This window comes from Janthinobacterium sp. GW822-FHT07A03 (genome assembly GCF_058798815.1).
In genome coordinates this window covers 357,880-381,443 of the sequence record NZ_JBXAKW010000003.1, presented here as the reverse complement: position 1 = coordinate 381,443, position 23,564 = coordinate 357,880, and the positions used below count along the sequence as shown (strand labels likewise).

General features: G+C 64.4%; 21 protein-coding genes. 18 read left to right on the top strand and 3 right to left on the bottom strand.

Features of this window, described 5'->3' with window-relative positions; genetic code table 11:
• Positions 1 to 10 precede the first annotated feature (10 nt).
• The gene (gene dnaJ, locus AC1RJW_RS11320) at positions 11 to 1,144 is read left to right on the top strand and encodes a molecular chaperone DnaJ (protein ID WP_034745985.1); all 1,134 of its coding nucleotides are present in this window, start codon (positions 11 to 13) and stop codon (positions 1,142 to 1,144) included.
• Positions 1,145 to 1,280: 136 nt separating this feature from the next.
• On the top strand, positions 1,281 to 1,952 hold the full coding sequence (can, locus tag AC1RJW_RS11315; protein ID WP_034788731.1) for a carbonate dehydratase: 672 nt from the start codon (positions 1,281 to 1,283) through the stop codon (positions 1,950 to 1,952).
• Positions 1,953 to 1,970: 18 nt separating this feature from the next.
• On the opposite strand, the gene AC1RJW_RS11310 is transcribed toward can, so the two are convergent.
• Positions 1,971 to 2,456, bottom strand: a complete 486-nt coding sequence (locus tag AC1RJW_RS11310; protein WP_493044989.1) for a tetratricopeptide repeat protein — start codon at positions 2,454 to 2,456, stop codon at positions 1,971 to 1,973.
• 212 nt (positions 2,457 to 2,668) lie between these two features.
• Here AC1RJW_RS11310 and AC1RJW_RS11305 point away from each other — a divergent pair, with 212 nt between their 5' ends.
• From AC1RJW_RS11305 to AC1RJW_RS11290, 4 genes are read left to right on the top strand one after another with little or no spacing between them, the layout of a single operon-like run.
• Positions 2,669 to 3,553 carry a TauD/TfdA dioxygenase family protein gene (locus AC1RJW_RS11305; protein ID WP_493045159.1) on the top strand — a complete coding sequence of 295 codons (885 nt, stop codon included), beginning with the start codon at positions 2,669 to 2,671 and terminating at the stop codon, positions 3,551 to 3,553.
• A gap of 33 nt (positions 3,554 to 3,586) precedes the next feature.
• Positions 3,587 to 4,615 (top strand): ABC transporter substrate-binding protein, encoded by a 1,029-nt coding sequence (locus tag AC1RJW_RS11300; protein ID WP_493044988.1) that lies wholly within the window; start codon positions 3,587 to 3,589, stop codon positions 4,613 to 4,615.
• A 1-nt stretch (position 4,616) separates the two neighbouring features.
• Positions 4,617 to 5,462 (top strand): ABC transporter ATP-binding protein, encoded by an 846-nt coding sequence (locus AC1RJW_RS11295; RefSeq protein ID WP_493044987.1) that lies wholly within the window; start codon positions 4,617 to 4,619, stop codon positions 5,460 to 5,462.
• Entirely contained in the window at positions 5,459 to 6,331 is an 873-nt protein-coding gene (locus AC1RJW_RS11290; RefSeq protein ID WP_493044986.1) for an ABC transporter permease, read from the top strand. Before AC1RJW_RS11295 ends, AC1RJW_RS11290 begins: the two co-directional genes overlap by 4 nt.
• A 14-nt stretch (positions 6,332 to 6,345) precedes the next feature.
• Here the strand turns inward: AC1RJW_RS11290 and AC1RJW_RS11285 are convergent, their stop codons facing one another.
• Entirely contained in the window at positions 6,346 to 7,239 is an 894-nt protein-coding gene (locus AC1RJW_RS11285; protein ID WP_493044985.1) for an HTH-type transcriptional regulator ArgP, read from the bottom strand.
• Positions 7,240 to 7,369: 130 nt separating this feature from the next.
• On the opposite strand from AC1RJW_RS11285, the gene AC1RJW_RS11280 reads away from it, so the two are divergent.
• The 5 genes from AC1RJW_RS11280 (at position 7,370) to AC1RJW_RS11260 (ending at position 13,841) form a co-directional block, all read left to right on the top strand.
• On the top strand, positions 7,370 to 9,808 hold the full coding sequence (locus AC1RJW_RS11280) for a penicillin-binding protein 1A (RefSeq protein WP_493044984.1): 2,439 nt from the start codon (positions 7,370 to 7,372) through the stop codon (positions 9,806 to 9,808).
• A 4-nt stretch (positions 9,809 to 9,812) separates the two neighbouring features.
• The gene (locus AC1RJW_RS11275) at positions 9,813 to 10,436 is read left to right on the top strand and encodes a trimeric intracellular cation channel family protein (protein ID WP_071075300.1); all 624 of its coding nucleotides are present in this window, start codon (positions 9,813 to 9,815) and stop codon (positions 10,434 to 10,436) included.
• A gap of 96 nt (positions 10,437 to 10,532) precedes the next feature.
• Positions 10,533 to 12,443, top strand: coding sequence for a beta-propeller domain-containing protein (locus AC1RJW_RS11270; RefSeq protein WP_493044983.1), 1,911 nt, complete (start codon positions 10,533 to 10,535; stop codon positions 12,441 to 12,443).
• 49 nt (positions 12,444 to 12,492) lie between these two features.
• Positions 12,493 to 13,059 (top strand): sigma-70 family RNA polymerase sigma factor, encoded by a 567-nt coding sequence (locus tag AC1RJW_RS11265; RefSeq protein WP_493044982.1) that lies wholly within the window; start codon positions 12,493 to 12,495, stop codon positions 13,057 to 13,059.
• Positions 13,056 to 13,841, top strand: coding sequence for a hypothetical protein (locus AC1RJW_RS11260; protein ID WP_493044981.1), 786 nt, complete (start codon positions 13,056 to 13,058; stop codon positions 13,839 to 13,841). The genes AC1RJW_RS11265 and AC1RJW_RS11260 overlap by 4 nt, the downstream gene beginning before the upstream one ends.
• Positions 13,842 to 13,847: 6 nt before the next feature.
• Here AC1RJW_RS11260 and AC1RJW_RS11255 read toward each other — a convergent pair whose 3' ends face one another.
• Positions 13,848 to 14,993, bottom strand: coding sequence for an MFS transporter (locus AC1RJW_RS11255; RefSeq protein ID WP_493044980.1), 1,146 nt, complete (start codon positions 14,991 to 14,993; stop codon positions 13,848 to 13,850).
• A 282-nt stretch (positions 14,994 to 15,275) separates the two neighbouring features.
• On the opposite strand from AC1RJW_RS11255, the gene AC1RJW_RS11250 reads away from it, so the two are divergent.
• From AC1RJW_RS11250 to AC1RJW_RS11220, 7 genes are all read left to right on the top strand, one after another.
• Entirely contained in the window at positions 15,276 to 16,040 is a 765-nt protein-coding gene (locus AC1RJW_RS11250) for a gamma-glutamyl-gamma-aminobutyrate hydrolase family protein (protein WP_493044979.1), read from the top strand.
• Between the two features lie 54 nt (positions 16,041 to 16,094).
• Positions 16,095 to 17,465, top strand: a complete 1,371-nt coding sequence (locus AC1RJW_RS11245) for a glutamine synthetase family protein (RefSeq protein WP_076565894.1) — start codon at positions 16,095 to 16,097, stop codon at positions 17,463 to 17,465.
• An 11-nt stretch (positions 17,466 to 17,476) separates the two neighbouring features.
• On the top strand, positions 17,477 to 18,937 hold the full coding sequence (locus AC1RJW_RS11240; protein WP_493044978.1) for an aspartate aminotransferase family protein: 1,461 nt from the start codon (positions 17,477 to 17,479) through the stop codon (positions 18,935 to 18,937).
• Positions 18,938 to 19,074: 137 nt separating this feature from the next.
• On the top strand, positions 19,075 to 20,223 hold the full coding sequence (locus AC1RJW_RS11235; protein ID WP_493044977.1) for an ABC transporter ATP-binding protein: 1,149 nt from the start codon (positions 19,075 to 19,077) through the stop codon (positions 20,221 to 20,223).
• A 7-nt stretch (positions 20,224 to 20,230) separates the two neighbouring features.
• Entirely contained in the window at positions 20,231 to 21,160 is a 930-nt protein-coding gene (locus AC1RJW_RS11230) for an ABC transporter permease subunit (RefSeq protein ID WP_493044976.1), read from the top strand.
• The gene (locus tag AC1RJW_RS11225; protein WP_493044974.1) at positions 21,157 to 22,008 is read left to right on the top strand and encodes an ABC transporter permease; all 852 of its coding nucleotides are present in this window, start codon (positions 21,157 to 21,159) and stop codon (positions 22,006 to 22,008) included. Before AC1RJW_RS11230 ends, AC1RJW_RS11225 begins: the two co-directional genes overlap by 4 nt.
• Positions 22,009 to 22,038: 30 nt before the next feature.
• Positions 22,039 to 23,526, top strand: a complete 1,488-nt coding sequence (locus tag AC1RJW_RS11220; protein WP_493044973.1) for an aldehyde dehydrogenase — start codon at positions 22,039 to 22,041, stop codon at positions 23,524 to 23,526.
• Positions 23,527 to 23,564 lie beyond the last annotated feature (38 nt).

Genomic DNA, 23,564 nt, shown 5'->3' with positions numbered 1-23,564 from the left:
TGCCGACAACATGGCAAAGCGTGATTTTTACGAGACACTCGGTGTCGCAAAAAATGCTTCGGAAGAAGAGATCAAAAAGTCTTACCGTAAACTGGCGATGAAATACCATCCGGACCGCAATCCGGATAGCAAGGAATCGGAAGAAAAGTTTAAGGAAGTCAAAGAAGCCTACGAGATGCTGACCAATCCGGAAAAGCGCGATGCGTATGACCGTTATGGTCACGCCGGCGTGGACCCGAACATGGGCGGCGGTGGCGGCTTCGGCGGCGGTGCGGGCGGCTTTGCCGACAGCTTCGGCGATATCTTCGGCGACATCTTTGGCGGTGGCGGTGGACGCAGCCGCAATGCGGGACCACAGGTGTACCGTGGCGCCGACTTGCGCTACAACCTGGAAATTACACTGGAGCAAGCTGCTCACGGCTTCGACACGACCATCCGCGTGCCGAGCTGGGACAAGTGCGACACTTGCCACGGCAGCGGCGCCAAGCCTGGCACCTCGCCCACCACCTGCGGCACTTGCGGTGGCCACGGCCAGGTGCGCATGCAGCAAGGTTTCTTCAGCATCCAGCAAACCTGCCCGAAATGCCATGGCAGCGGCAAGGTCATCACCGACCCCTGCACGCCATGCGGCGGCGCCGGTCGCATCAAGCGCAACAAGACCCTGGAAGTCAAGATTCCAGTCGGTATCGACAACGGCATGCGTATCCGTTCGTCCGGCAACGGCGAACCGGGCACGAATGGCGGCCCGTCGGGCGACCTGTATGTGGAAATCCACATCAAGCCGCACGCCGTGTTCCAGCGCGAAGGCGACGACCTGCATTGCGAAATGCCGATCTCGTTCACCAAGGCGGCCCTGGGCGGCGAAATCGAAGTGCCTACCCTGAACGGCAAAGTGTCGTTCACGATCCCGGAAGGCACCCAGTCGGGCAAGACCTTCCGCCTGAAAGGCAAGGGCATCAAGGGCGTGCGTTCCGGTTACGCGGGCGACCTGTTCTGCCACGTGGCCATCGAAACACCCGTGAAACTGACGGAAAAACAGAAAGACCTGCTGCGCGACTTTGAAAAGTCGACGACCGAGGGCGGTGCCAAGCACAGTCCGCAAAGCAAGACCTGGAAAGACAAGGTCAAGGATTTTTTTGAGTAAGCACACGTAATACCATGCGCCGGGATGCTTCAACATCCCGGCGTTTTTTTCATCACGACTGAAAAATGTGCGCGCATCGCCGGCCTATGGGCGCGATCTGCGGCCAATTCAGTCGTACGCACACAATGGGAGCGATATGACCGAACAGAAAAATGGCCCGGCCCTGGCGGAACTGCTGCAGCGTAACCGCCGCTGGGCCGACTCGATGGTGGCGAAAGACCCGAACTTCTTCAAGAATCTGGAAGCGCAGACGTCGCCCGAATACCTGTGGATTGGCTGTTCCGATAGCCGCGTTCCCGCCAACGAATTGCTGGGCATGGCGCCTGGCGACGTGTTTGTGCACCGTAATATTGCCAATGTGGTCGTGCATTCCGACCTCAATTGCCTGTCCGTCCTGCAATTTGCCGTGGACGTGCTGAAAGTCAAACATATCATCATCGTCGGCCATTACGGCTGCAAGGGCGTGCATGCGGCCATGACGGGCACGCGCATCGGCCTGGTCGACAACTGGCTGCGCCACGTGCAGGACGTGGGCCAGAAGCACGAACGCTACCTGGGCGACGTATTGACCAGCCGCCAGCGCGGCGACCGCCTGTGCGAACTCAACGTGGTCGAGCAGGTGTTGAACGTGTGCCAGACCACCGTGGTGCAAGATGCGTGGGAACGGGGCCAGGAACTCAGCGTCCATGGCTGGGTGTATGGCTTGAAGGATGGCTTGCTGAACGACCTGGAAGTGACGGTCACGGCCGGCCACGAGCTGGCGCCGCGCATGGCGACCCGCCTGGCCCGCTACGAAGCAATCGCGTAAGCGGCGCTGGCGCCGCGTCTATGGCGCGGCGCCTTCCAGGCGGTCCAGGTAATCGGCCGCCTCCCGCACGCCTTCCTGCGCCGCCTGGCGCAGCCAGGTTTTGGCCTGGGGAATGTCCTGCGGCGTGCCCCGGCCTTCGGCCAGCGCCACGCCATAGTGATAGCGCGCCAGCCGCGCATACGCGGCGTCATCGTTGGTATGGGCGCCGCGCCGCATCAGCGCCGTCGCCTGCTCCAGGTCCCTGGGGACGCCGATGCCCGTTTCATACAGCTGGGCCAGCCAAATCATCGAATACACATCGTTCCAGCGCCGGATGCAGTCTTCAAAGATGGCGACGGCTGCCGCATGGTCGCCCGTCTTGTCGGCCGCATAGCCGTACAAGCACTTGATGCGCTTGTCGCTGTGTACATAGGCTTTGTAGCTGAGATCGCCTTCATCCTGGCTATCCTGGGCATGGGAGGGTGCAGCGAGCAGCAGAGCGAGCAAGAGGGCGAGGGTGGGCATGGCGTTCCTGTCTATGCGTTGAAAATTGGTAGATAAGCAAGTTTCGTGCTAGCCCTGCACAGGGGCCAGCGCGCTGTTACTGCGGCATTACGTGACAGTGCCTGTTGCCCCGTGGCGCAACGCGCCGCGCATATCCATATAGTAAATGCTTCGTTTGCAAGGAACGCAGGCCGGCATACAGTGGACTTCCCTTGTTCACTGATGAAGCCATCATGTCGGCCGTCCTGAAACCCGCGCATTCCGCTAGTCATTTCCGTATCGAAACGTTCGACGCGCCGCTGGGCGCGCAAGTGCTGGGGCTGGACCTGGCGCAGCCGCTGTCGCTGGGCGACTTCCAGCGCCTGCACCACGCCCACCTCGACCATCATGTGCTGGTGTTCCGCGACCAGCGCATCACGCCGCAGCAGCAAGTCGATTTCAGCCGCCGCTTCGGTCCCCTGCAAATCCACGTGCTGCGCCAGTTCCAGCTGCCCACGCAGCCGGAAGTGCTGATCATCTCGAACATCGTCGAAGACGGCCAGCCCATCGGCCTGGGCGACGCGGGTCATTTCTGGCATTCCGACCTGTCGTACAAGGAAGTGCCCAGCCTCGGTTCCATGCTGCACGCGCAAGAGTTGCCGGACGAGGGCGGGGATACCGTGTTTGCCAACATGCACCTGGCGTGGGAAAGCTTGCCGGCCGCGCTGCGCCACGCCGTGCGCGGCGCCCGCGCCGAACACAGCTATTTGAGCCAGTATGAGGAGTTGCGCCGGCGCAACCCATGGCGCCCCGCGCTGACGCAGGCGCAGATCGATGAAGTCACACCCGTGACGCACCCCGTGGTACGCGTGCATCCGGAAACGGGACACCGTGCCCTGTTTGTCAGCGAGCACTTCACCACGCGCATCGTCGGCTTGCCCGAGGATGAAAGCCGCGCCCTGCTCGACGAACTGTTCGCCCACAGCGTGCGCCCGGAACACCTGTATGTGCACTGCTGGCAGCCGCACGACCTGGTGTTCTGGGACAACCGTTCCCTGATGCACCTGGCGACGGGGTGCCCGCCCGAGCAGCGCCGCAAACTGTACCGCACCACCATCGAAGGCGATGCGCCGTACTGATTTTTGACTGTTGATCTGACTCAAGGAGTGTCCATGTTGCCGATCTTTACCTTTTCCCGCCCGCGCCGTTTTCTTGCTGCCATCGCCATGTTGTGTGCCGCATGCATGACCGCGCCCATGGCCCGGGCCGAAGGCCAGATCCGCATCGCGGGCCAGCATGGCATCACCTTCTTGCTGCTCAACATTGCGCAAGAACAAAAGCTGATCGAAAAGCATGGCAAGCAGCAGGGCGTCGACGTCAAAGTCGAGTGGATCACCCTGTCCGGCGGCCCGGCCATCAATGACGCTTTGTTGTCGGGCAATATCGATATCGCGGGCGCGGGCCTGGGGCCGCTGCTGACGATCTGGGACCGCACCAAGGGACGGCAGAACGTGCGCGGCGTGGCTTCGCTCGGTAATTTTCCCTACTACTTGATCAGCAACAACCCCAAGGTGAAAACCCTGGCCGACTTGACGGACAAGGACCGCATCGCCTTGCCCGCCGTCTCCGTTTCCGTCCAGGCGAGGATATTGCAGATGGCCGTGGCGAAGCAGTGGGGCGACAAGGAATTTGCCCGTCTCGATAAAATCACGCAAACCCTGCCGCATCCGGATGCGGCGGCGGCCATCATCGCCGGCGGCACGGAATTGAGCGGCCATTTCGGCAATTCGCCGTTCCAGGAGCAGGAACTGGCGCAGAATCCGAACGCCCACATCATCCTGAACTCGTATGACGTGCAAGGCGGACCCAGTTCGTCGACCCTGCTGTATGCGACGGAAAAGTACCGCAAGGACAATCCGAAAACCTACCGCGCCTTCATCGCCGCCCTGGCCGAAGCGGCGCAGTACGCGAGCAGCAATCCGCAGGGCGCGGCCGACATCTACATCAAGGTGAACAAGAGCAAGGTGGACCGCAATCTGCTGCTGAAAATCTTTGCCAATCCGCAAGTGCAATTCAAGATCGCGCCGCAAAATACCTATGGCCTGGCGCAATTCCTGCACCGTGTGAACGCCATCCGCAACTTGCCCGACAGCTGGCGCGATTACTTTTTTGACGACCCTGCCATCACGCAAGGAGGCTGACATGAACGCGCCCGCTTTTCATCTGGTACGCGCTCCGGTTGCGCTGGAGCCATTGCTCAGCGTCAAACATGTCAGCCTGGAATACCGCACGGAACAGCGCACCGTGCGCGCCACGCACGATGTCAGTTTCGACGTGTTCCGCGGCGACCGTTTCGTGCTGCTGGGGCCATCGGGCTGCGGCAAGTCGTCCTTGCTGAAAGCCGTGGCCGGCTTCGTCGCGCCGCGTGCCGGCAGCATCGCCACGCAGGGCCAGCCCATTCATCAACCGGGGCCGGACCGTGTCGTCGTGTTCCAGGAATTCGACCAGTTGCCGCCATGGAAGACCGTGCTGGAAAACGTCATGTTCCCCTTGCTGGCCAGCAAGCGGCTGGACAAGCAGGCGGCCCGCGAGCGTGCCCATCACTGGATCGCCAAGGTGGGCCTGGCCGGCTTTGAAGACGCCCATCCGCATACCTTGTCGGGCGGCATGAAGCAGCGGGTAGCCATCGCGCGCGCCCTGGCCATGCAGCCGGAAGTGCTGCTGATGGACGAGCCGTTTGCCGCCCTCGACGCCTTGACGCGGCGCAAGATGCAGGAAGAGCTGAGCCGCCTGTGGGAAGAGCTGCGCTTTACCCTTGTCTTCGTCACGCATTCGATCGAGGAAGCCTTGGTTGTCGGCAACCGCATCCTGCTGCTGTCGCCCCATCCGGGCCGGGTGCGCGCCGAACTCAACAGCCATCAGTTCGGTTTGCACAGCGCGGGCAGTGCGGAATTCCAGGCCGCCAGCAGCCGCATCCATGGTTTGCTGTTCGATGAAGATGTTGATCCTGCTCAACAAGCGGATACGGCGCAGCGGGAGGCCGTATGAGCACGCTGCTGGAGCCGCCCATCCGCCAGGAATTCGTCTACGCCGCGCCACCGCCCGCCGGCGTCACCGTCGAGCGGCCATTGTCGCGCTGGCAGCGCTGGAGCCAGCACGCGCTGTGGCGCAAGGCCTTGATTTTGCTCGGCCTGGCCCTGCTGTGGGAAGGGGCGTCGCGCTGGACGCACAACGATTTATTGTTGCCCAGTTTTATCCAGACGGCGCAGGCGTTTATCGGCGGCATAGCCAGCGGAGAATTGCTCACGCGCACGGCCGCCTCCCTTGTCGTGTTGCTGCAGGGCTATGCGGTGGGCGTGCTGGCCGCCTTCGTGCTGACTTTGCTGGCCGTGTCGAGCCGCATCGGGCGCGACCTGCTGGAAACCCTGACGGCCATGCTCAATCCCTTGCCGGCGATTGCCCTGCTGCCGCTGGCCTTGCTGTGGTTCGGCCTGGGGCGCGCCAGTTTGATCTTTGTCATCGTCCATTCCGTGATGTGGCCGCTGGCCCTGAATACCTATGCGGGCTTCCAGGGCGTGCCCGAGACCCTGCGCATGGCGGGCCGCAACTACGGGCTGAGCGGCTTGCGCCTGGTGCTGCACATTCTCGTGCCGGGTGCCTTGCCCTCCATCGTCTCGGGCCTGAAGATAGGCTGGGCGTTTGCCTGGCGCACCCTGATTGCGGCCGAGCTGGTGTTCGGCACGACGTCGGGGCAGGGCGGCCTGGGCTGGTACATCTTCCAGAACCGCAACGAGCTGTACACGGACAAGGTGTTTGCCGGCCTGGCGGCCGTCATCGTCATCGGTTTAATCGTGGAAAACATCGGCTTTCGCACCCTGGAGCGCGTCACTTTGAAACGCTGGGGCATGCAGCGGTAGTTATCTCACCATAATTATTTCAACATCTTGCGCGCCGCCGCGACGATTTGCCGCGACAGTTGCTCCATGCGCGGCGACTGCACCTTCCACGTGTGCCAGTACAGGGCCACGTCGGCCGGCGTCTTGGGCGTGAGCATTTCCACGAGTTCGCCATCCGTATTCGCTTTCAGCAACAATTCCGGCACCATGCCGTAGCCGAGGCCGTAACGGATGGCGTTGAAGTGCGAGGTGGCGCCCGGCACGTAATGGCAGGGGTAGGCCCCTTCGGGCAGCCCCAGCGCCTCTTGCAGGAACGACGACTGCAGGGTGTCCTTGCGCGTGTAGGCAACCACGGGCGCTGTGCGCGCCGCCTTGCGCGTCAGGCCGTGCGCAAACCACTGCTGACGGAACGCTTGTGTGGCCACCAGCCAGTAGCGCATCACGCCCAGCGGTTCGGCCGTGCAGCCGCGCATGGGTTTCGGCTCCGTGCTGATGCAGCCGATCGCCATGCCCGTCTCCAGCAAAGTATAGGTGTGGTCCTGGTCTTCCACGGTCAGGTCCAGCAGCACGCGTTCGCGTATCAGCACCTCGGACAGGGCCGGAAAAAACCACGTGCCCATCGAGTCCGCATTCAGCGCCAGCACCAGGGTCAGCGGGGCATCCTGCTGCACCGCCAGTTCCGCCTGCAAGTCCGCTTCCAGCAATTTGGCCCGCTTCAGATACTGCATCAGCCGCTGGCCCATGCGCGTGGCGCGCGCGGGACGGCTGCGCACGATCAGCGCATTGCCGAGCTGGCTTTCCAGCGCCCGCACCCTCTGGGAAATGGCGGGCGACGTCAGGTGCAGCCGCAGCGCCGCCTGCTCGAAACTGCCCGTTTCGACGACGGCGCGGAACGCTTCCGTGTGCTTGGGATTGAGATCCATGACCACTGCCTAACATAAGAAAAATTTATCAATACTAAATAATACTTACTTTTCATAAGGATGGGTGTGTTGCAGTGCACAATGCCTCTTTGATGGAGCGCCGCGCGCGGCCTCCTGGCAGCAAGGGAATATCACCATGGAAGCACAAGCGAACGACCACACCCCCCGCAAGCCGCAGTCTAAGCTGGCGCGCAAGCTGAAATTCGGCCTGGGATTGACCCTGGGCCTGGGTTTGTCCGCAGCCCTGGCGGGCGGCTGGTGGCTACGCCAGGCGTGGCAGGACTTGCCGGCCGTCGAGCACCTGGCCCAGTACAAGCCCGCGCTGCCGCTGCGCATTTTCTCCAGCGAAGGCGAGCTGCTGGCCGAGTACGGCGAAGAGCGCCGCGAGTTCCTGCCGTTGAAGGAGATCCCGCTGCGCATGCGCCAGGCCCTGCTGGCCATCGAGGATGCCCGCTTCTACGAGCATGGCGCCGTGGATTTTTACGGCTTGACGCGCGCCACCCTGGCCAACGTCGTCACGGGTCACCACGCGCAGGGCGCCAGCACCATCACCATGCAGGTGGCGCGCGACTTTTTCCTGTCGCGCGAAAAGACGGTGCAGCGCAAGCTGACGGAGATGCTGCTCGCCTACAAGCTGGAACAGCACTACGGCAAGGACAAGCTGCTGGAACTGTACATGAACCAGATTTACCTGGGCGAGCGTTCCTACGGCTTTTCCGCCGCCTCGAACATCTATTTCGACAAGCCGCTGGCCGACGTCAGCATCGCCGAAGCGGCCATGCTGGCCGGCCTGCCGAAAGCGCCGTCGGCCTATAACCCCGTCGCCAATCCGCAGCGCGCCGCCGTGCGTCAGCATTACATCCTGCAGCGCATGCGCGAACTCGGCTACATCACGCCTGCCGAATACACGGCCGCCGTGGCGGAAAAACTGGCCCTGAACAAGGACCGCAACAGCTCCGTGCACGCGGCCGCATATGCGGTCGAGGAAGCGCGTCAGCTGATCGTGCAAAGCTATCCCGAAGGCGCCTACAGCATGGGCCTGGACGTGACCACCACCATCCGCATGGCGCCGCAACGCGCGGCCGACAAGTCGCTGCGCGATGGGCTATTGAACGCGCAGGCGCGGCGCGGCTACCGCGGCCCGGAAGCGCGCCTGGCCGCCTCGGAAGACAGCGTAGCGCGCCAGCTGGCCGCCTACCCGGACAGCGGAGAGTTGCGCGCCGCGCTGGTGCGCAAGGTGGAGAGCGGAGGCAAGCGCCAGCTGACGGCGCAGCTGCGCAATGGCGATGAGATCACCTTGGCGGCGTCGGATGCGCGCCTGGGCGGCAAACTGCAGTGGGATGGCAAGCGCGCCATCGTCGAGGGCAGCGTCATCCGCGTGGTGCACGACGCGGCAAAGAAGCGCTGGCTCGTGAGCCAGCTGCCCGAGATGGAAGGCGCGCTCATTTCCGTCGAGGCGCACAGCGGCGAAATCGTCGCCATGGCGGGCGGCTTCGATTTCTACCGCAACCACTACAACCACGCCATGCAGGCCTACCGCCAGCCCGGTTCCAGCTTCAAGCCCTTCGTGTATTCGGCGGCGCTGGAAAAGGGATATTTTCCCGGCACGGCCGTGGACGACACGCAGCGCCTGCTGCTGCCGCGGGAAACGGGCGCGCAGCCGTGGCGTCCGCGCAATTACGGCAACAACTATGAAGGCTTCATCAGCGTGCGGCGCGGCCTGGTGCGCTCGAAAAACCTCGTGGCCGTCAGCCTGATGCAGGCGGCCGGCCCCGGCTACGTGCAGCACTACGCCACGCGCTTCGGCTTCGAGGGCGCGCGCAATCCCGTCTCCCTGCCGCTGGCGCTGGGCGCGGGCGCCGTCACGCCGCTGCAGCTGGCGCAATCGTATGCCGTGTTTGCCAACGGCGGCATGCAGATGCCGCCAAAACTGATCAAGGAAGTGCGCAGCCGCAGCGGAGAAGTGCTGTTTTCCGACGCGGCGCCACGCGCCAAGGGCGCGCCGGCACCGGGCACGCAGGTGATCTCCACGCGCAACGCCTACGTCATGGACAGCATGCTGCGCGACGTCGTCAAGAGCGGCACCGGGCGCGGCGCGCTGGCGTTGGGACGGGGCGACGCGGCCGGCAAGACGGGGACATCGAATAACGCGTACGACGCTTGGTTCGCCGGCTATTCCTCGGGCCTGGTGTCCGTCGTCTGGCTAGGCTACGACCAGCCGAAAAGCCTGGGCAACGCCACCGGGGGCACCCTGGCGCTGCCCGTCTGGCGCGATTACATGCAGGTAGCCGTGCAGGGCCGCCGCGAACAGGTGCTGGCCGAACCGCCTGGCCTGGCCCTGCTCGACGGCGACTACGTGTATGCCGAATACCTGGCCGGCGACTGCCTGAAGGATAACTTCGCCTTTATCCACAGCAGCGTCGGCTGCGGCAGCGCCGGTGCCGATACGCGCATGGCGCACGGTGAAGCTGGCGCTGGCGGCAATGGCGGCTCCGGCACGGGTACGAGCGAGGCGCGCACCCTGAGCGAAGCGCGCGAACGCGAACAAATTCTCAAATCATTTTCGGAAGAGTAAGACCATGCTGTTATATACGATCTACCTGGTGGCGATTGTCGCCGAAGCGATGTCCGGCGCCATCATGGGCATGCGGCGCGGCATGGACTTGTTCGGCATCTGCATGATCGGCACCGTCACGGCGCTCGGTGGCGGCACCGTGCGCGACGTGCTGCTGGGGCACTATCCGCTGGGCTGGATCGCGCATCCCGAATACCTGCTGTTTACCATCGGCGCGGCCGTCGTCACGGCCTTTGTCGCGCGCTATCTGCACCATCTGCGCGCCATCTTTTTGCTGGTCGACGGCCTGGGCCTGGTGGCGTTTTGCGTGATCGGCTGCGACATCGCCATGTCGGCCAAGATGCACCCGGCCATCGTCGTGCTGGCGGGGATGATCACGGGCGTCTTCGGCGGCCTGCTGCGCGATATCCTGTGCAACCAGATTCCCCTCGTGCTGCAGCGCGAAGTGTATGCCACCGTGGCCCTGTTCACGGGCGCCCTGTATGTCGGCCTGCTGCACTTCAAGGTCGACAGCTCGGTGGCGCAGCTGGCGTCCATCGGTGCGGGCTTTCTGTTCCGCTTCCTGGCCTTGCACTTCGAGTGGCGCCTGCCGAATTTCAACGGCGACCGCATACGGGGTTTTGAGTAAGGCGGCAGCCGCGTGAATATTTTTGCGCATATTTAACCCTTTTTTCTCCGCCGCTGCGTTTCATGTTGGACACCCCAGCCAACCGGAGAAGAAGCGATGTCCAGCGCCCTCAAGATCACATTGATACTGTCCCTGCTGCTGTCGGCAGGCAGCCACGCCGCCGGCACGGCGCCGCGCAAGACCCTGGCGCCGTTCGCCAGCGAGCAAGCCTTGAGCAGCTACCTGCAGCAGCTGCAGGCGCGCCAGGCGGCCTTGCTGCGGGAGCAGCAGAAACTGCAGCGCGCCACGGCGCAGTATTCGGCGCAGTACATGGCAGTGCCAGCGCCGGCCCCTCCCGCTACTCCAGCGCCGATGGCGGCGAAAGCGGCGCCGGCGGCATCGGCAGAAGCGGCCGAATCGGTCACCAATGTGCAGACGGCGGGCGTGGACGAAGGCGGCATCGTCAAGCTGCACGGCAAGCACCTGGTGATGCTCCGGCGCGGCAAGCTGTTCACCGTGCAGGTGGGCGGCAATGCCCTGCAGCCCGTCGCCTCGCTCGACGCGTTCGCGCCGGGCAGCGACCCGTCGGGCAGCTGGTATGACGAAATGCTGATCGATGGCGACACGGTGGTGGTGATCGGGTACAGCTACAGCCGTGGCGGCACGGAGATCGGCCTGTTCGACATCGGTGCGGACGGCAAGCTGGCCTACCGCGCCACGTATCATTTGCGCTCCAACGATTATTATTCCTCGCGCAATTACGCCAGCCGCCTGATCGGCAGCAAGCTGGTGTTCTATTCGCCCCTGTCGCTGAACCTGCGCCGGGGCGACCCGTTCGGCGGCTTTCCCGCGCTGCGCCGCTGGCGTCCCGACGCCGTGCCGTCCGACTTCAAGCGCATCGCCCCGGCCACGCGCATCTACCGCACCGATGAAGAACCCGAACCAGGCTTTGGTCTGACCCTGCATACGGTCACCGTGTGCGACCTGGCGCAGGGCGACATGCGCTGCGAAGCGACGGCCGTGATGGGGCCGCAGGGGCGCGTGTTTTATGTGTCGGGCGAATCCGTTTTCGTGTGGACCACGCGCCGGGGCAGCGACTCGGGCGTGTTCCGCATTCCCCTTGACGGCTCGGCGCCCAGCGCCCTGAAGGTGGCGGGGGCGCCCGTCGACCAGTTTTCGTTCCTGGAAAGCGCCGATGGCCACCTGAACGTCCTGCTGCGCGCCGAGGGCCAGGGCGACGCGATGTGGGATGGCGCGCGGGGCCGGGGCGACATGGCCCTGCTGCGCGTGCCATTGGCCACGTTTTCCGATGGCCGCGACAGTGCGCCGGCCGGCAGCTACAAGCCGCTGCCCGGCGGTGGCGGCTACGGCCTGCAGAACCGCTACGTGGGTCCGTATCTGCTATACGGCAATCCGGGCAATCCCGGACGCCGCAAGGCTGACCAGGCCTGGCCCCGCCAGCCCCTGTATGCCGTGCGCTGGGCCGATGCGGGCAGCGTGCAAGCATTGTCCCTGCCGCACGGCGTGGAGCGCATCGAGGTGCTGGGCAATGACGCCGTGGTGATCGGTGCGCAGGGCAGGGACCTGCACTTCAGCACCATCGGCCTGGGGGCGCAGGCGGCGGTCGCCGCGCGCTACATCCGCGCCGACGCGGCGCAGGGCGAGTCGCGCAGCCACGGCTTTTTCTACAAGCCGCAAGCGGCCGGCGAGGGCCTGATCGGCCTGCCCATCCTGGGCGCGGACGAGCGGCCTGGCCTCAACAAGCCAGCCGCCTCCGTTCTCTATCTGCGCAACAGCGGCTTGCAGTTGACGGAACTGGGCGCGCTGGCGGCGCGGCCCGGTCCGGCGCCGGACGATGGCTGCCGCGCGTCCTGCGTGGACTGGTACGGCAATGCGCGTCCTTTGTTCCTGCAGGGCCGCGTCTTCGCCCTGCTCGGCTATGAACTGGTGGAAGGGGCGCTCAGGGAGGGACAGATCCGCGAAGTGCGCCGCGTCAGCTATGCGCCCATCGCGTCCACTTTACGCTGAAGGCGCAGGGAAATTGTCGCCTTCGCGTAGTTCGGCTACACTGGTCCGCATGCCCGACACTTTATTGACCGCGACGGATGAAGACCTGATGCTGCGCTACAGCGCCGGCGACCTGCCGTCGTTTCGCGAGTTGTACCGGCGCCACAGCCAGGGCCTGTACCGCTTCGTGGCCTGGCGTTCGCCGCGCCACGCGTGGGTGGACGAGATCGTGCAGGATGCCTGGGCCAGCCTGCATGCGGCGCGCGCCGGCTACCAGCCGCAGGCGGCGTTTCGCACCTATCTGTACCAGATCGCGCGCAACCGCCTGATCGACCTCCTGCGCCAGCGGGAAGGACAGGACCACGGCGACGCGGGCGAACTGGCGGACGAGGGCGCATCGCCGCCGCAGTCGCTGGAGCAGAAACAGCAGCATGCGCGGCTGCATGCGGCCATCGCCGCGCTGCCGTCGGAACAGAAGGAAGCGCTGGTGCTGCAGCAGTTCAGCGGCATGAGCATTCTCGAGATCGCCGCAGTGACGGGGGCGGAAGCGGAAACCGTCAAGAGCCGGCTGCGCTACGCCATGCAGAAATTGCGCGCGGGCTTGGACAGCGCCGCTGGCGCGGGAGGACAGGCATGAATACGCACAATCACGACGAACCGAATGACGAGGAATTGAACGCGCTGCTGGCCAGCCTGCCGCAGCCGGCGCCTTCCAGCGCGCTCGATGCGGCCATCCTGGCCGACGCGGAAAAGGCCTTGCACCAGCCGGCAGCGGCCAACGACAGCGCCGATGGCGTGCTGCGCACTCTGCCGGCCAAGAAATCACCGGACTACCTGCAGCGCTGGCGCGTTCCGCTGGGGCTGGCCGCTGCCGTGCTGCTGACGGTAAACCTGATCGGCGTGGACTGGTTCGGCTCGAAGCCGGCGCAATTTCCCGTGGTCGGGGAACCGCTCACGCAGGAGGTGATGCGGGAAGCCGCACCGGCCGCTGCCCCTGCGACGGAGTCCGCGCCACCGCCGCCAGCACCGCGCGCCATGGCCAAGGCGGCACCGAGGCCGCCGGCGCAAGCCGAGCCAGTACCAGCACATGTGTCAGTACCCGTGGCTCCCCCTGCGCCGCCGCCTCCGCCGGCGCCTGCTGCGGCAATGGAGCAGCAAGCCGCCATGCAGGTCGAGGCCAGCATGCAGCGCCAGGCACCCATTCAGCGCGCGCTGGCCATGCCCGCGCCCGTGGCGGCCCGCTCCGCTCCGCTGCCGCCGCCGGCAAAGCTCGATGCTTCCGTGTGGCTGGTGAAGATCGACGCCCTGCTCAAGGCGGGCGAAGGCGCGCTGGCGCGCGAGGAATGGACGGCGTTCCGGCAAGCGTATCCCGACTATCCGGTGGCCGAGGAGCTGCGGCAGCGGCTGGAAAAGAAGTAAAAGACGCTAGACGATCCCCTTCCTGCGCTCCCACACGGCGCTGCCGACGAAAATGGCGGCGCATACCCATATCACGGCCGGCAGGGCGTTTACGCCCGCCGATTGCATCAGGACGCCCGTCAGCAGGGGGCCGCCGCCGCTGGTCACGCCCCAGGTGGCGTTGACGATGGCGCTGGCGCTGGTCAGCGACAGCCCCGTAAACCGCTCGCCGCAGGCCACCAGCGCCAGCATGTAGATGCCGCCCGCCGCCGCGCCCAGCAACAGCAGCAAGGTCCACCACAGCCACGGCGTGCCGACGGCAAACGGCAGCAGCGGCAGCAGCAGGCAGACGGCCACGCCGCAGCCCGCGTGCACCCTGGCACGGCCGAAACGGTCGGCCATCCATCCCAGCGCGAATTGCAGGCCCGTATCGCCCACCAGCACCACGGTGGCCGACAGCAGGGCCAGGTCGGTGCCGATGCCGTGCTCCATTGCATACAGGGGCAGGAGACTCAATGCCAGGGTGTCGAACAGGGCGAAGAAGGCGGCACCGAGCACGATCATCGGCATGCGCGGCAGGATCAGGGTCCATTTCACGCCGTGTTCTTCCGGCTCCTTTCCCGGGCCGCTGTTCGAGATCAGCATCAGGCCCGGCACGGCCAGCAAGAACAGCAGGCCGCAGGCGGCGAAGCTCCACGTAATCTTGTCGTTGAAGAGGGCCACGAGGGCGGGGCCGATCAGCTGGAAGAAGGTAAAACTGGTGGTGTACATGGCCACCACGCGGCCGCGCGAATTGTCGGGCGCCAGGCGGTTGACCCACGCTTCGCCGATGGTAAACAGCACGCCCATGGCGCCGCCGAACAGGAAGCGCAGCACGCTCCACGCCAGCAGGTGGTCGCTGAACTGCATGGCGATCGTCGCCAGCGAGGCCACCCAGACGGCGCCCAGCATGGTGGCGCGCGCGCCGAAACGCCCCACCCAGCCCGAGACGAACGGCGAGGCGGCCAGGATGCCGAGGGCGCTGACGGCCGTGATCATGCCGATGATGTCCGTGCCCACGCCGCGCTGGTGCAGGGTCAGGGCGGTGAGCGGCATGGTGGCGCCCAGGCCCAGGCCGACCACGCCGATGCTGACCACGAGGGCGAAGAAGTCGCGCCACGGCATGTGCTTCATGGCTGCCCCCGCACGGTGGAAAAGGTGTTCGGGAGGGCGGGAAAACGGTGTGGATGCATGGGAAAGTAGGCAACTGTGCCCGCGGCGCTGGTGTTTGGCGCCGGACGGGCATATGATGATTTTAATAAAGGCAATATTGCAAAGCCGTAGTGTAGGCGATGTGCGCCGCCAGTGGCCACGTCCATCGGTGTGGCCGACTCTACCGGCTCTGCTGTACAGTGAAGCGAGCGGCAGCGCAGTCATAGCGCTGTCATTGGATCGTCACGCCAGCGAGGTAGCACCATGCGCCATCCCATCGTTCTCGTTCCCGCCTGCCAGCGCCAACTGGGCAGCCACGCCTGGCACATGGCACAGGATAAATACCTGCACGCCGTGCTGCGCGGCGCCGGCTGCATGCCGCTGCTGCTGCCGGCCCTGGGCGCCGATGCCGACCTGGAAGCGGCGCTGCAGATCGCCGACGGCGTCATGCTGACCGGTTCCGCCTCGAACGTCGACGCGCGCCTGTATGGCGAAGAGATCCTGCATCCCGACCTGCCGCAGGACCCTGCGCGCGACGCCACCACCTTGCCCCTGATCCGCGCCGCACTGGCGCGCCAGCTGCCGCTGCTGGCCATCTGTCGCGGCTTCCAGGAAGTCAACGTGGCCCTGGGCGGCAGCTTGCACCAGGCCGTGCAGACGGTGCCGGGCATGATGGATCACCGTGAGAACGTGCTCGATCCGTTGGCGCGCCAGTACGCGCCCGCGCACCGCATCAAGCTGATGCCCGACGGCGTGCTGTCACGGTTGCTGGGCGGCGAGAGCGAAATGATGGTCAATTCCCTGCATGGCCAGGGTATCGCCCGGCTGGCCGATGGCTTGCTGGTGGAAGCGCTGGCCGACGACGGCCTGGTGGAAGCGTACACGGTGGCCAGCGCCGCCGGCTTTGCGCTGGCCGTGCAATGGCATCCGGAATGGCAGGTCGAGGACAATCCGCAGTCCATGCGGCTGTTCGGCGCCTTTGGCCAGGCTTGCCGCGATTACCAGGAGCAGCACAGAAAGACAGAATGACAGGCGCACCGCCCGCAGTACGCGGTGTTTGATCAAGACCAGCGAGAGGGAAACATGGCAATACGCGAAAATTTCACCTATACGGATATGGATTTGTGGCTCAATGAAAAGCGCGTCACGGAAATCGAATGCCTGGTACCCGACTTGACGGGCGTGGCGCGGGGGAAGATCCTGCCGCGCGGAAAATTCACCCAGGAGCGCGGCATGCGCATCCCGGAAGCGGTATTGGGCATGACGGTGACGGGCAATTACCCGGTCGACGATGGCGGCTATGACCGCGCCATTTCCAGCACCGACCGCGACATGATTTTAAAGGCCGATCCCACCACCATCACCATGGTACCGTGGGCTACGGACCCCACCGCGCAAGTCATCCACGACTGCTATTTTGCCGATGGCGCGCTGGTCGATTTCGCTCCCCGCTCCGTGCTGCGGCGCGTGCTGAAACTGTATGCGGACAAGGGCTGGAAACCCGTGGTGGCGCCGGAGCTGGAGTTCTACCTGACGGCGAAAAATACTGACCCCGACTTGCCATTGAAGCCGCCCATCGGGCGCAGCGGCCGGGCCGAGACGAGCCGCCAGGTGTACAGCATCGACGCCGTCAATGAATTCGACCCGCTGTTCGAGGATATCTACGATTACTGCGAACTGATGAACCTTGACGTCGATACGCTGATCCACGAAATCGGCGCGGGGCAGATGGAAATCAACTTCCTGCACGGCGATCCGCTGGGCCTGGCCGACAAGGTCTTCTTCTTCAAGCGCACCCTGCGTGAAGCAGCGTTAAAACACGATATGTACGCAACCTTCATGGCCAAGCCCATGGCCGGTGAGCCGGGTTCCGCCATGCATGTGCACCAGAGCGTGACGGATGCGAAGACGGGCCTGAACATCTTCAGCAACGAGGACGGTTCGGCCGCGCCCATCTTCAAGCATTACATCGCGGGCCTGCAGCGCTACATGCCGTCGGCCATGGCCATCGTCGCGCCCTACGTGAACTCCTACCGCCGCATCGTGCGCCACACGGCCGCACCCATCAACATCCAGTGGGGCCTGGACAACCGCACGGTGGGCTTCCGCGTGCCAGAGTCGGGCGTGCAGGACCGGCGCGTGGAAAACCGCATCATCGGCGCCGACGCGAATCCCTACCTGGCCCTGGCCGTGACCCTGGCCTGCGGATACCTCGGCATGACGGAGCAGCTGGAAGCGACGCCGATGATGGTGGGCAGCGCCTACGACATGAAGTTCGAACTGCCGCAAGGCTTGCCAGAGGCCCTGCAGCTGCTGCGCGCGGAAGACAAGCTGCGCACGGTGCTGGGCGAGCGTTTCATCGACGTGTATGCGGCCATCAAGGACCTCGAGCACCAGGAATTCATGACCGTCATCAGTCCGTGGGAGCGCGAACACCTGTTATTACACGTTTAAAAGGAATACGCATGAGCACAACAAACAATCCGCTGGCGCCGAGCGCCGCTTTTGTATCGTCCGTGGCGCAAAAGAACCCGGCGCCGCAGGTGTACGACACGGCCGCCATCCAGAAAATGGACTCGGCGCACTACCTGCATCCGTTTACCGATTTCCAGGACCTGGCAAGCAAGGGCGCCAGGGTGATGGTGCGCGGCGACGGCGTCTACCTTTGGGATAGCCAGGGCAAGAAGATCGTCGACGGCATGTCGGGCCTGTGGTGCGTCAACGTGGGCTACGGCCGCACGTCGATTTCGCAAGCCGTGTACAGGCAGATGGAGACGCTGCCCTTCTATAACAGCTTCTTTGGCACGACGAACGTGCCGGCCGCGCAGCTGGCGGCCAAGCTGGCGCAGATCTCGCCGCCGCAGTTCCAGCATGTGTTCTTCACCAGTTCCGGCTCCGAAGGCAACGACACGAATTTGCGCATGGTGCGCCGCTACTGGGATATCCTCGGCTACAAGGAGCGCCACACCATCATCAGCCGCCATAACGCGTATCACGGCAGCACGGTGGCGGGAGCGTCGCTGGGCGGCATGGACGGCATGCATGCGCAGGGCGGCTTGCCGATCCCGGGCATCGCGCATATCGGCCAGCCCAATTACCTGGAGTCGGGCCATGGCTTGTCTCCGGAAGCCTTCGGCTTGAAGGCGGCTGGCTGGCTGGAAGACAAGATCCTGGAAATCGGCGCCGACAAGGTGGCCGCCTTCATCGGCGAACCGGTGCAGGGTGCGGGCGGCGTCATCATCCCGCCTTCGACCTACTGGCCCGAAATTCAGCGCATCTGCGACAAATACGGCATCTTGCTCATCGCCGATGAAGTCATCTGCGGCTTCGGCCGACTGGGGCGCTGGTTCGGCTCCGAGCTGTTCGGCATCAAGCCCGACCTGATCACCTTTGCCAAGGGCGTCACCTCGGGCTACGTGCCCCTGGGCGGCGTGCTGGTGGGCGACAGGGTGGCCAAGGTATTAATCGAGCAGGGCGGCGAATTCACGCACGGTTTTACCTATTCCGGTCACCCCGTGGCCTGCGCGGCCGCGCTGGAAAACATCCGCATCATCGAGGAAGAGCAACTGGTGACGAAAGTGGCCGAGGACACGGGGCCGTATCTGAAGCAGTGCTTCGCCAGCCTGGGCGAGCATCCGCTGGTCGGCTATGCGGACAGCTGCGGCCTGGTTGCAGGCCTGAACCTGGTGCGCAGGAAGGGCGCCACCGTGCATGACAACGAACTGTTCGACGAGGGCCAGGGCGTGGGCATGATCTGCCGCGGCCACATGTTCGATAACGGCGTCATCATGCGCGCCGTGGGCGAGCGCATGATCGTCGCCCCGCCCCTGGTCATGACGCGGGCGCAGATCGATGAAATGGTGGGCTTGATAAGGCTGTGCCTGGACAAGACGTATGCGGACGTGAAAGCGAAGGGCTGGGTGTAGGTTTTTGCTCCATTTTGTCGCCATCTGCGCATTTTTTGGACCGCAATGGCGGCAGTTCCGCTAAACTTCCATCCTGGCCGCTCCTGTAGTGGCCAGTTTTTCATTTTGACACCCTTTTACCCAGAAGCTACCCACACATGACGATAGCAACACCTGCCGCGTCGGCCAGCGACGCCCAAGCGCCTTTCTTGCTGATTGATCAGCTGGTCAAGGAATTCGATGGCGTGCGCGCCGTCGATGGCATTTCCGTGACGATCAACAAGGGTGAGATATTCGCCCTGCTGGGCAGTTCAGGTTGCGGCAAGTCGACCCTGCTGCGCATGCTGGCCGGTTTCGAGACGCCGACCTCGGGGCGCATCGCCCTGGCGGGTAACAGCATCGTCGACGTGCCGCCGCACCAGCGGCCCATCAACATGATGTTCCAGTCATACGCGCTGTTCCCGCACCTGTCCGTGTGGGACAACATCGCCTTCGGCCTGCGCCGCGACGGCTTGCCGAAAGTGGAAGTGGCAGCGCGGGTCGAGCAGATGCTGGCGCTGGTGCAGCTGGGCCAATACGCGAAGCGCAAGCCGCACCAACTGTCGGGCGGCCAGCAGCAGCGTGTGGCACTGGCACGCAGCCTGGCCAAGCGTCCGCAATTGCTGCTGCTCGATGAGCCGCTGGGCGCGCTGGATAAAAAACTGCGCGAACGCACGCAGATGGAACTGGTCAACATCATCGAGCAGGTGGGCGTCACGTGCGTGATGGTCACGCACGACCAGGACGAGGCGATGAGCATGGCCACACGCATCGCCGTCATGAGCGAAGGGCGCATCCTGCAGGTGGGCGCACCGGGTGAAATCTACGAGACGCCCAATTGCCGCTTCGTCGCCGACTTCATCGGCAGCGTCAACCTGTTCGACGGCCGCATCACGGAAGACGAACCCGATCACGTGGTCATCGACACGCCCGACGGCCGCCACTATGTCGCGCATGGCATCACGGGCAACCTGGGCATGGATGTCTCGGTGGCCGTGCGCCCCGAAAAGATCGGCATCCAGACCGAACCTCCCGCCTTGGAAGAGCGCGCTTCGCCGGCGGAACACGGCTACAACTGCGCCCAGGGCGTGATCGTCGCCATGGCGTATTTTGGCAATGAAACCAGCTACCACGTGCGCCTCGACAGCGGCACGGTGGTGAAAGTCTCGCGCACCAACGCGGCCCGCCACGACGCCGCGCGCCTCGAGCGCGAACAGCGCGTGTGGGTGTGGTGGGATGGCGCCGACATCGTCGTGCTGACCAGCTGAGGCCATCATGACGTCCATTCTGCAATCGCTGCGCAAGCTCGTCACCCTGCGTTGGGTTACTGGGCGTAACGCCGTCATCGCCGTGCCCGCGCTGTTCCTGACGGCCGCCTTTTTGGTACCGTTCCTGATCGTGTTGCGCATCAGCCTGTCCGACATGGACACGGCGGGCAGCCCGTTCGGCGGCCTGCTGTCGTATGTCGACGGCATCGTCGTGCTGAAGGTGAAAATCGCCAACTACCTGTTCATCGCCGCCGACGAACTGTATCTGCTCACCTACCTCAGTTCCATCAAATACGCGGCCATCACCACGGCCATTTGCCTGTTCATCGGCTACCCGTTCGCCTACTTCATGGCGCGTGCCAGGCCATCCATCCGCCCCGTCCTGATGATGCTGGTGATGCTGCCGTTCTGGACCTCGTTTCTGCTGCGCGTATATGCGTGGAAGGGCATCCTGGCCAACCACGGCTTGCTCAACGATCTCTTGATCGCGCTGGGCGTGGTGAGCGAACCGCTGCACATGATGAACACCTCGTTCTCGCTGGTCGTCGGCATGGTGTATGCCTATCTGCCGTTCATGATCCTGCCCCTGTACGCCAATCTGGTCAAAATGGACGTGCGCTTCCTGGAAGCGGCGGCCGACCTGGGCGCCACGCCCTTGCAGGCGTTCTGGCGCATCACCGTGCCCCTGTCGAAGTCGGGCATCATCGCCGGCGCCATGCTGGTGTTCATCCCGTCCGTCGGCGAATACGTGATTCCCGAGCTGCTGGGCGGACCGGAAACCCTGATGATAGGCCGCGTGCTGTGGGATGAATACTTCACCAATAACGACTGGGCCATGGCTTCGTCGGTGACGGTGCTGGTGATCCTGCTGATCCTCGTGCCGATGGCCATTTTTAACAAATACAAGACCGACCAGGACGCGGAGGAGCGCACATGAACGGACGTACCTTCCTGCAGCGCTGGTTCGGGCGCGGCTGGCTCTCGCTGGGCTATTTGTTCCTCTACCTGCCCATCATCGTGCTGATCGTCTTCTCGTTCAACAGCTCGCGCCAGGACATGGTGTGGAGCGGCTTTTCGCTGCGCTGGTACAGCGAGTTGATGAACGATGCGGAAATCATCTCGGGCTTCGGTTTATCCCTGAAGATCGCCTTCATGTCGGCGACGTCTTCCGTCATCCTCGGCACGTTTGCCGCCTTCGCCTTGACCAGCTACCAGCGCTTCCGTGGCCGCACGGTGTTTTCCGCCATGGTCAGCGCGCCTTTGGTGATGCCGGAAGTGATCATCGGCCTGTCGCTGCTGCTGATGCTGGTGTCCATGCAAAAGGTCTTCGGTTTTCCCGAGCGGGGCGTGCTGACCATCTGGCTCGGCCACACCCTGCTGGGCATGGCGTATGCGGCCGTGGTGGTGCAGTCGCGCCTGCAGGAAATGAGTAAATCTCTGGCCGAAGCGGCCATGGACCTGGGCTGCCGCGCGCATCAGGTGTTCTTCCTCGTGACCCTGCCGAACATCACGCAGGCCCTGGCCTCGGCCTGGCTGCTGACGTTCACCCTGTCGCTGGACGACGTGGTGCTCTCCGCTTTCCTGTCCGGCCCCGGTTCGACGACGATGCCGCTGGTGATCTTCTCGCGCGCGCGCCTGGGGCTCGATCCGCGCGTCAATGCCATCGCCGCGCTGACCATCCTCGTCGTGACGCTCGCCGTGATCGCGTATGCCGTGATGCTGGCGCGCGCCGACCGCAGACGCCGCAAACAGATGTCCGCGGCGTATTCGGCGGACCAGGAGTAAGCTGCTTGTAAACTGACACAGGAGACGACCATGACGGAAAACACCAGCTGGCATGCACGGGCCGCAGAGATCAAGATCGATGGGCGCGCCTTCATCAACGGCGAGCGCGCCTGGGCCGGGTCCGGCCAGACCTTCGACAATCTGTCGCCCATCGACGGGCGCCTGCTGGGGCAGGTGGCTCGCTGCAACGGCGCCGACGTGGAGGCTGCCGTACAGGCCGCGCGCGCCGCTTTTGACGACCGCCGCTGGGCCGGCAAGTCGCCCGCGCAGCGCAAGCGGATACTGATCAAGTTTGCCGACCTGGTGCAGAAATACGGTCCCGAACTGGCCCTGCTGGAAACCCTGGACATGGGTAAGCCGATCAAGTACAGCCAGAGCGTGGACGTGGGCGCCACGGCCAACTGCCTGCGCTGGTACGGCGAGGCGATCGACAAGGTCTACGATGAGATTGCGCCCACGCCGGCCAACAGCCTGGCCTTGATCACGCGCGAACCGGTGGGCGTCGTCGCCGCTATCGTGCCGTGGAATTACCCGATGATCATGGCTGCCTGGAAGATCGCGCCCGCCCTCGCGGCCGGCAACAGCGTGATATTGAAACCGTCGGAAAAATCGCCATTGACGGCGCTGCGCCTGGCCGACATCGCGCTGGAAGCGGGCGTGCCGGCGGGCGTGTTCAACGTGCTGCCCGGCTACGGCAACGAGGCGGGCGCCGCGCTGGCGCTGCACATGGACGTCGATTGCATCGGCTTTACGGGTTCCACTCGCACGGGGAAACTGATCGTGCAGATGGCGGGCCAGTCGAATCTGAAACGGGCGTGGACGGAACTGGGCGGCAAGTCCGCCAACATCGTCTGCGCCGATTGCCCGGACCTGGACAAGGCCGTGGCGGCCGCCGTCGGCTCCATCTTCTTCAACCAGGGCGAAAGCTGCAATGCGCCTTCGCGATTGTTCGTGGAAGAATCGATCAGGGAAGAATTTGTCGCCAAGGCGCTGGCCATGCTGCCCCGCTTCCAGCCGGGCGATCCGCTCGATGAAGCCACCGTCATGGGCGCCATCGTCGACGCCACGCAAATGCAAACGGTGATGGGCTATATCGCGTCCGGCAAGAGCGAAGGCGCGCAGCTGCTCGGCGGCGGCGAGGCCGTGCGCCTTGATACGGGCGGCTACTACGTGCAGCCCACCATCTTCGGCGTGGATGCCGGCATGACGATCGCGCGCGAAGAGATCTTCGGCCCCGTGTTGTCCGTGCTGGGCTTTACGGATATCGCCGAGGCGGTAAAGCAGGCCAATGCCACGCCCTACGGCCTGCAGGCGGCCGTGTGGACCTCGGACATCAGCAAGGCCATCCAGACCTCGCGCGCCCTGCGCGCGGGCACCGTGCACGTCAACCAGTACGACGGCGACGATATCACCGTGCCGTTCGGCGGCTACAAGCAGTCGGGCAACGGGCGCGACAAGTCATTGCACGCGCTGGACAAGTACACGGAGTTGAAGACGACGTGGATACAGGTGGGGTAGGGCTGGGGTCAGACCCGTCGGGTCTGACCCCGATCAGA

Excerpts from the sequence above, each read along its gene's own strand:
- AC1RJW_RS11220 (WP_493044973.1), top strand. The coding sequence starts at position 22,039 with ATGACGGAAAACACCAGCTGGCATGCACGGGCCGCAGAGATCAAGATC.
- can (WP_034788731.1), top strand. The coding sequence starts at position 1,281 with ATGACCGAACAGAAAAATGGCCCGGCCCTGGCGGAACTGCTGCAGCGT.
- AC1RJW_RS11290 (WP_493044986.1), top strand. The coding sequence starts at position 5,459 with ATGAGCACGCTGCTGGAGCCGCCCATCCGCCAGGAATTCGTCTACGCC.
- AC1RJW_RS11260 (WP_493044981.1), top strand. The coding sequence starts at position 13,056 with ATGAATACGCACAATCACGACGAACCGAATGACGAGGAATTGAACGCG.
- AC1RJW_RS11305 (WP_493045159.1), top strand. The coding sequence starts at position 2,669 with ATGTCGGCCGTCCTGAAACCCGCGCATTCCGCTAGTCATTTCCGTATC.
- AC1RJW_RS11255 (WP_493044980.1), bottom strand. The coding sequence starts at position 14,993 with ATGAAGCACATGCCGTGGCGCGACTTCTTCGCCCTCGTGGTCAGCATC.
- AC1RJW_RS11230 (WP_493044976.1), top strand. The coding sequence starts at position 20,231 with ATGACGTCCATTCTGCAATCGCTGCGCAAGCTCGTCACCCTGCGTTGG.
- AC1RJW_RS11235 (WP_493044977.1), top strand. The coding sequence starts at position 19,075 with ATGACGATAGCAACACCTGCCGCGTCGGCCAGCGACGCCCAAGCGCCT.
- AC1RJW_RS11270 (WP_493044983.1), top strand. The coding sequence starts at position 10,533 with ATGTCCAGCGCCCTCAAGATCACATTGATACTGTCCCTGCTGCTGTCG.
- AC1RJW_RS11225 (WP_493044974.1), top strand. The coding sequence starts at position 21,157 with ATGAACGGACGTACCTTCCTGCAGCGCTGGTTCGGGCGCGGCTGGCTC.
- AC1RJW_RS11280 (WP_493044984.1), top strand. The coding sequence starts at position 7,370 with ATGGAAGCACAAGCGAACGACCACACCCCCCGCAAGCCGCAGTCTAAG.
- AC1RJW_RS11245 (WP_076565894.1), top strand. The coding sequence starts at position 16,095 with ATGGCAATACGCGAAAATTTCACCTATACGGATATGGATTTGTGGCTC.
- AC1RJW_RS11295 (WP_493044987.1), top strand. The coding sequence starts at position 4,617 with ATGAACGCGCCCGCTTTTCATCTGGTACGCGCTCCGGTTGCGCTGGAG.
- AC1RJW_RS11265 (WP_493044982.1), top strand. The coding sequence starts at position 12,493 with ATGCCCGACACTTTATTGACCGCGACGGATGAAGACCTGATGCTGCGC.
- dnaJ (WP_034745985.1), top strand. The coding sequence starts at position 11 with ATGGCAAAGCGTGATTTTTACGAGACACTCGGTGTCGCAAAAAATGCT.
- AC1RJW_RS11240 (WP_493044978.1), top strand. The coding sequence starts at position 17,477 with ATGAGCACAACAAACAATCCGCTGGCGCCGAGCGCCGCTTTTGTATCG.
- AC1RJW_RS11275 (WP_071075300.1), top strand. The coding sequence starts at position 9,813 with ATGCTGTTATATACGATCTACCTGGTGGCGATTGTCGCCGAAGCGATG.
- AC1RJW_RS11310 (WP_493044989.1), bottom strand. The coding sequence starts at position 2,456 with ATGCCCACCCTCGCCCTCTTGCTCGCTCTGCTGCTCGCTGCACCCTCC.
- AC1RJW_RS11300 (WP_493044988.1), top strand. The coding sequence starts at position 3,587 with ATGTTGCCGATCTTTACCTTTTCCCGCCCGCGCCGTTTTCTTGCTGCC.
- AC1RJW_RS11250 (WP_493044979.1), top strand. The coding sequence starts at position 15,276 with ATGCGCCATCCCATCGTTCTCGTTCCCGCCTGCCAGCGCCAACTGGGC.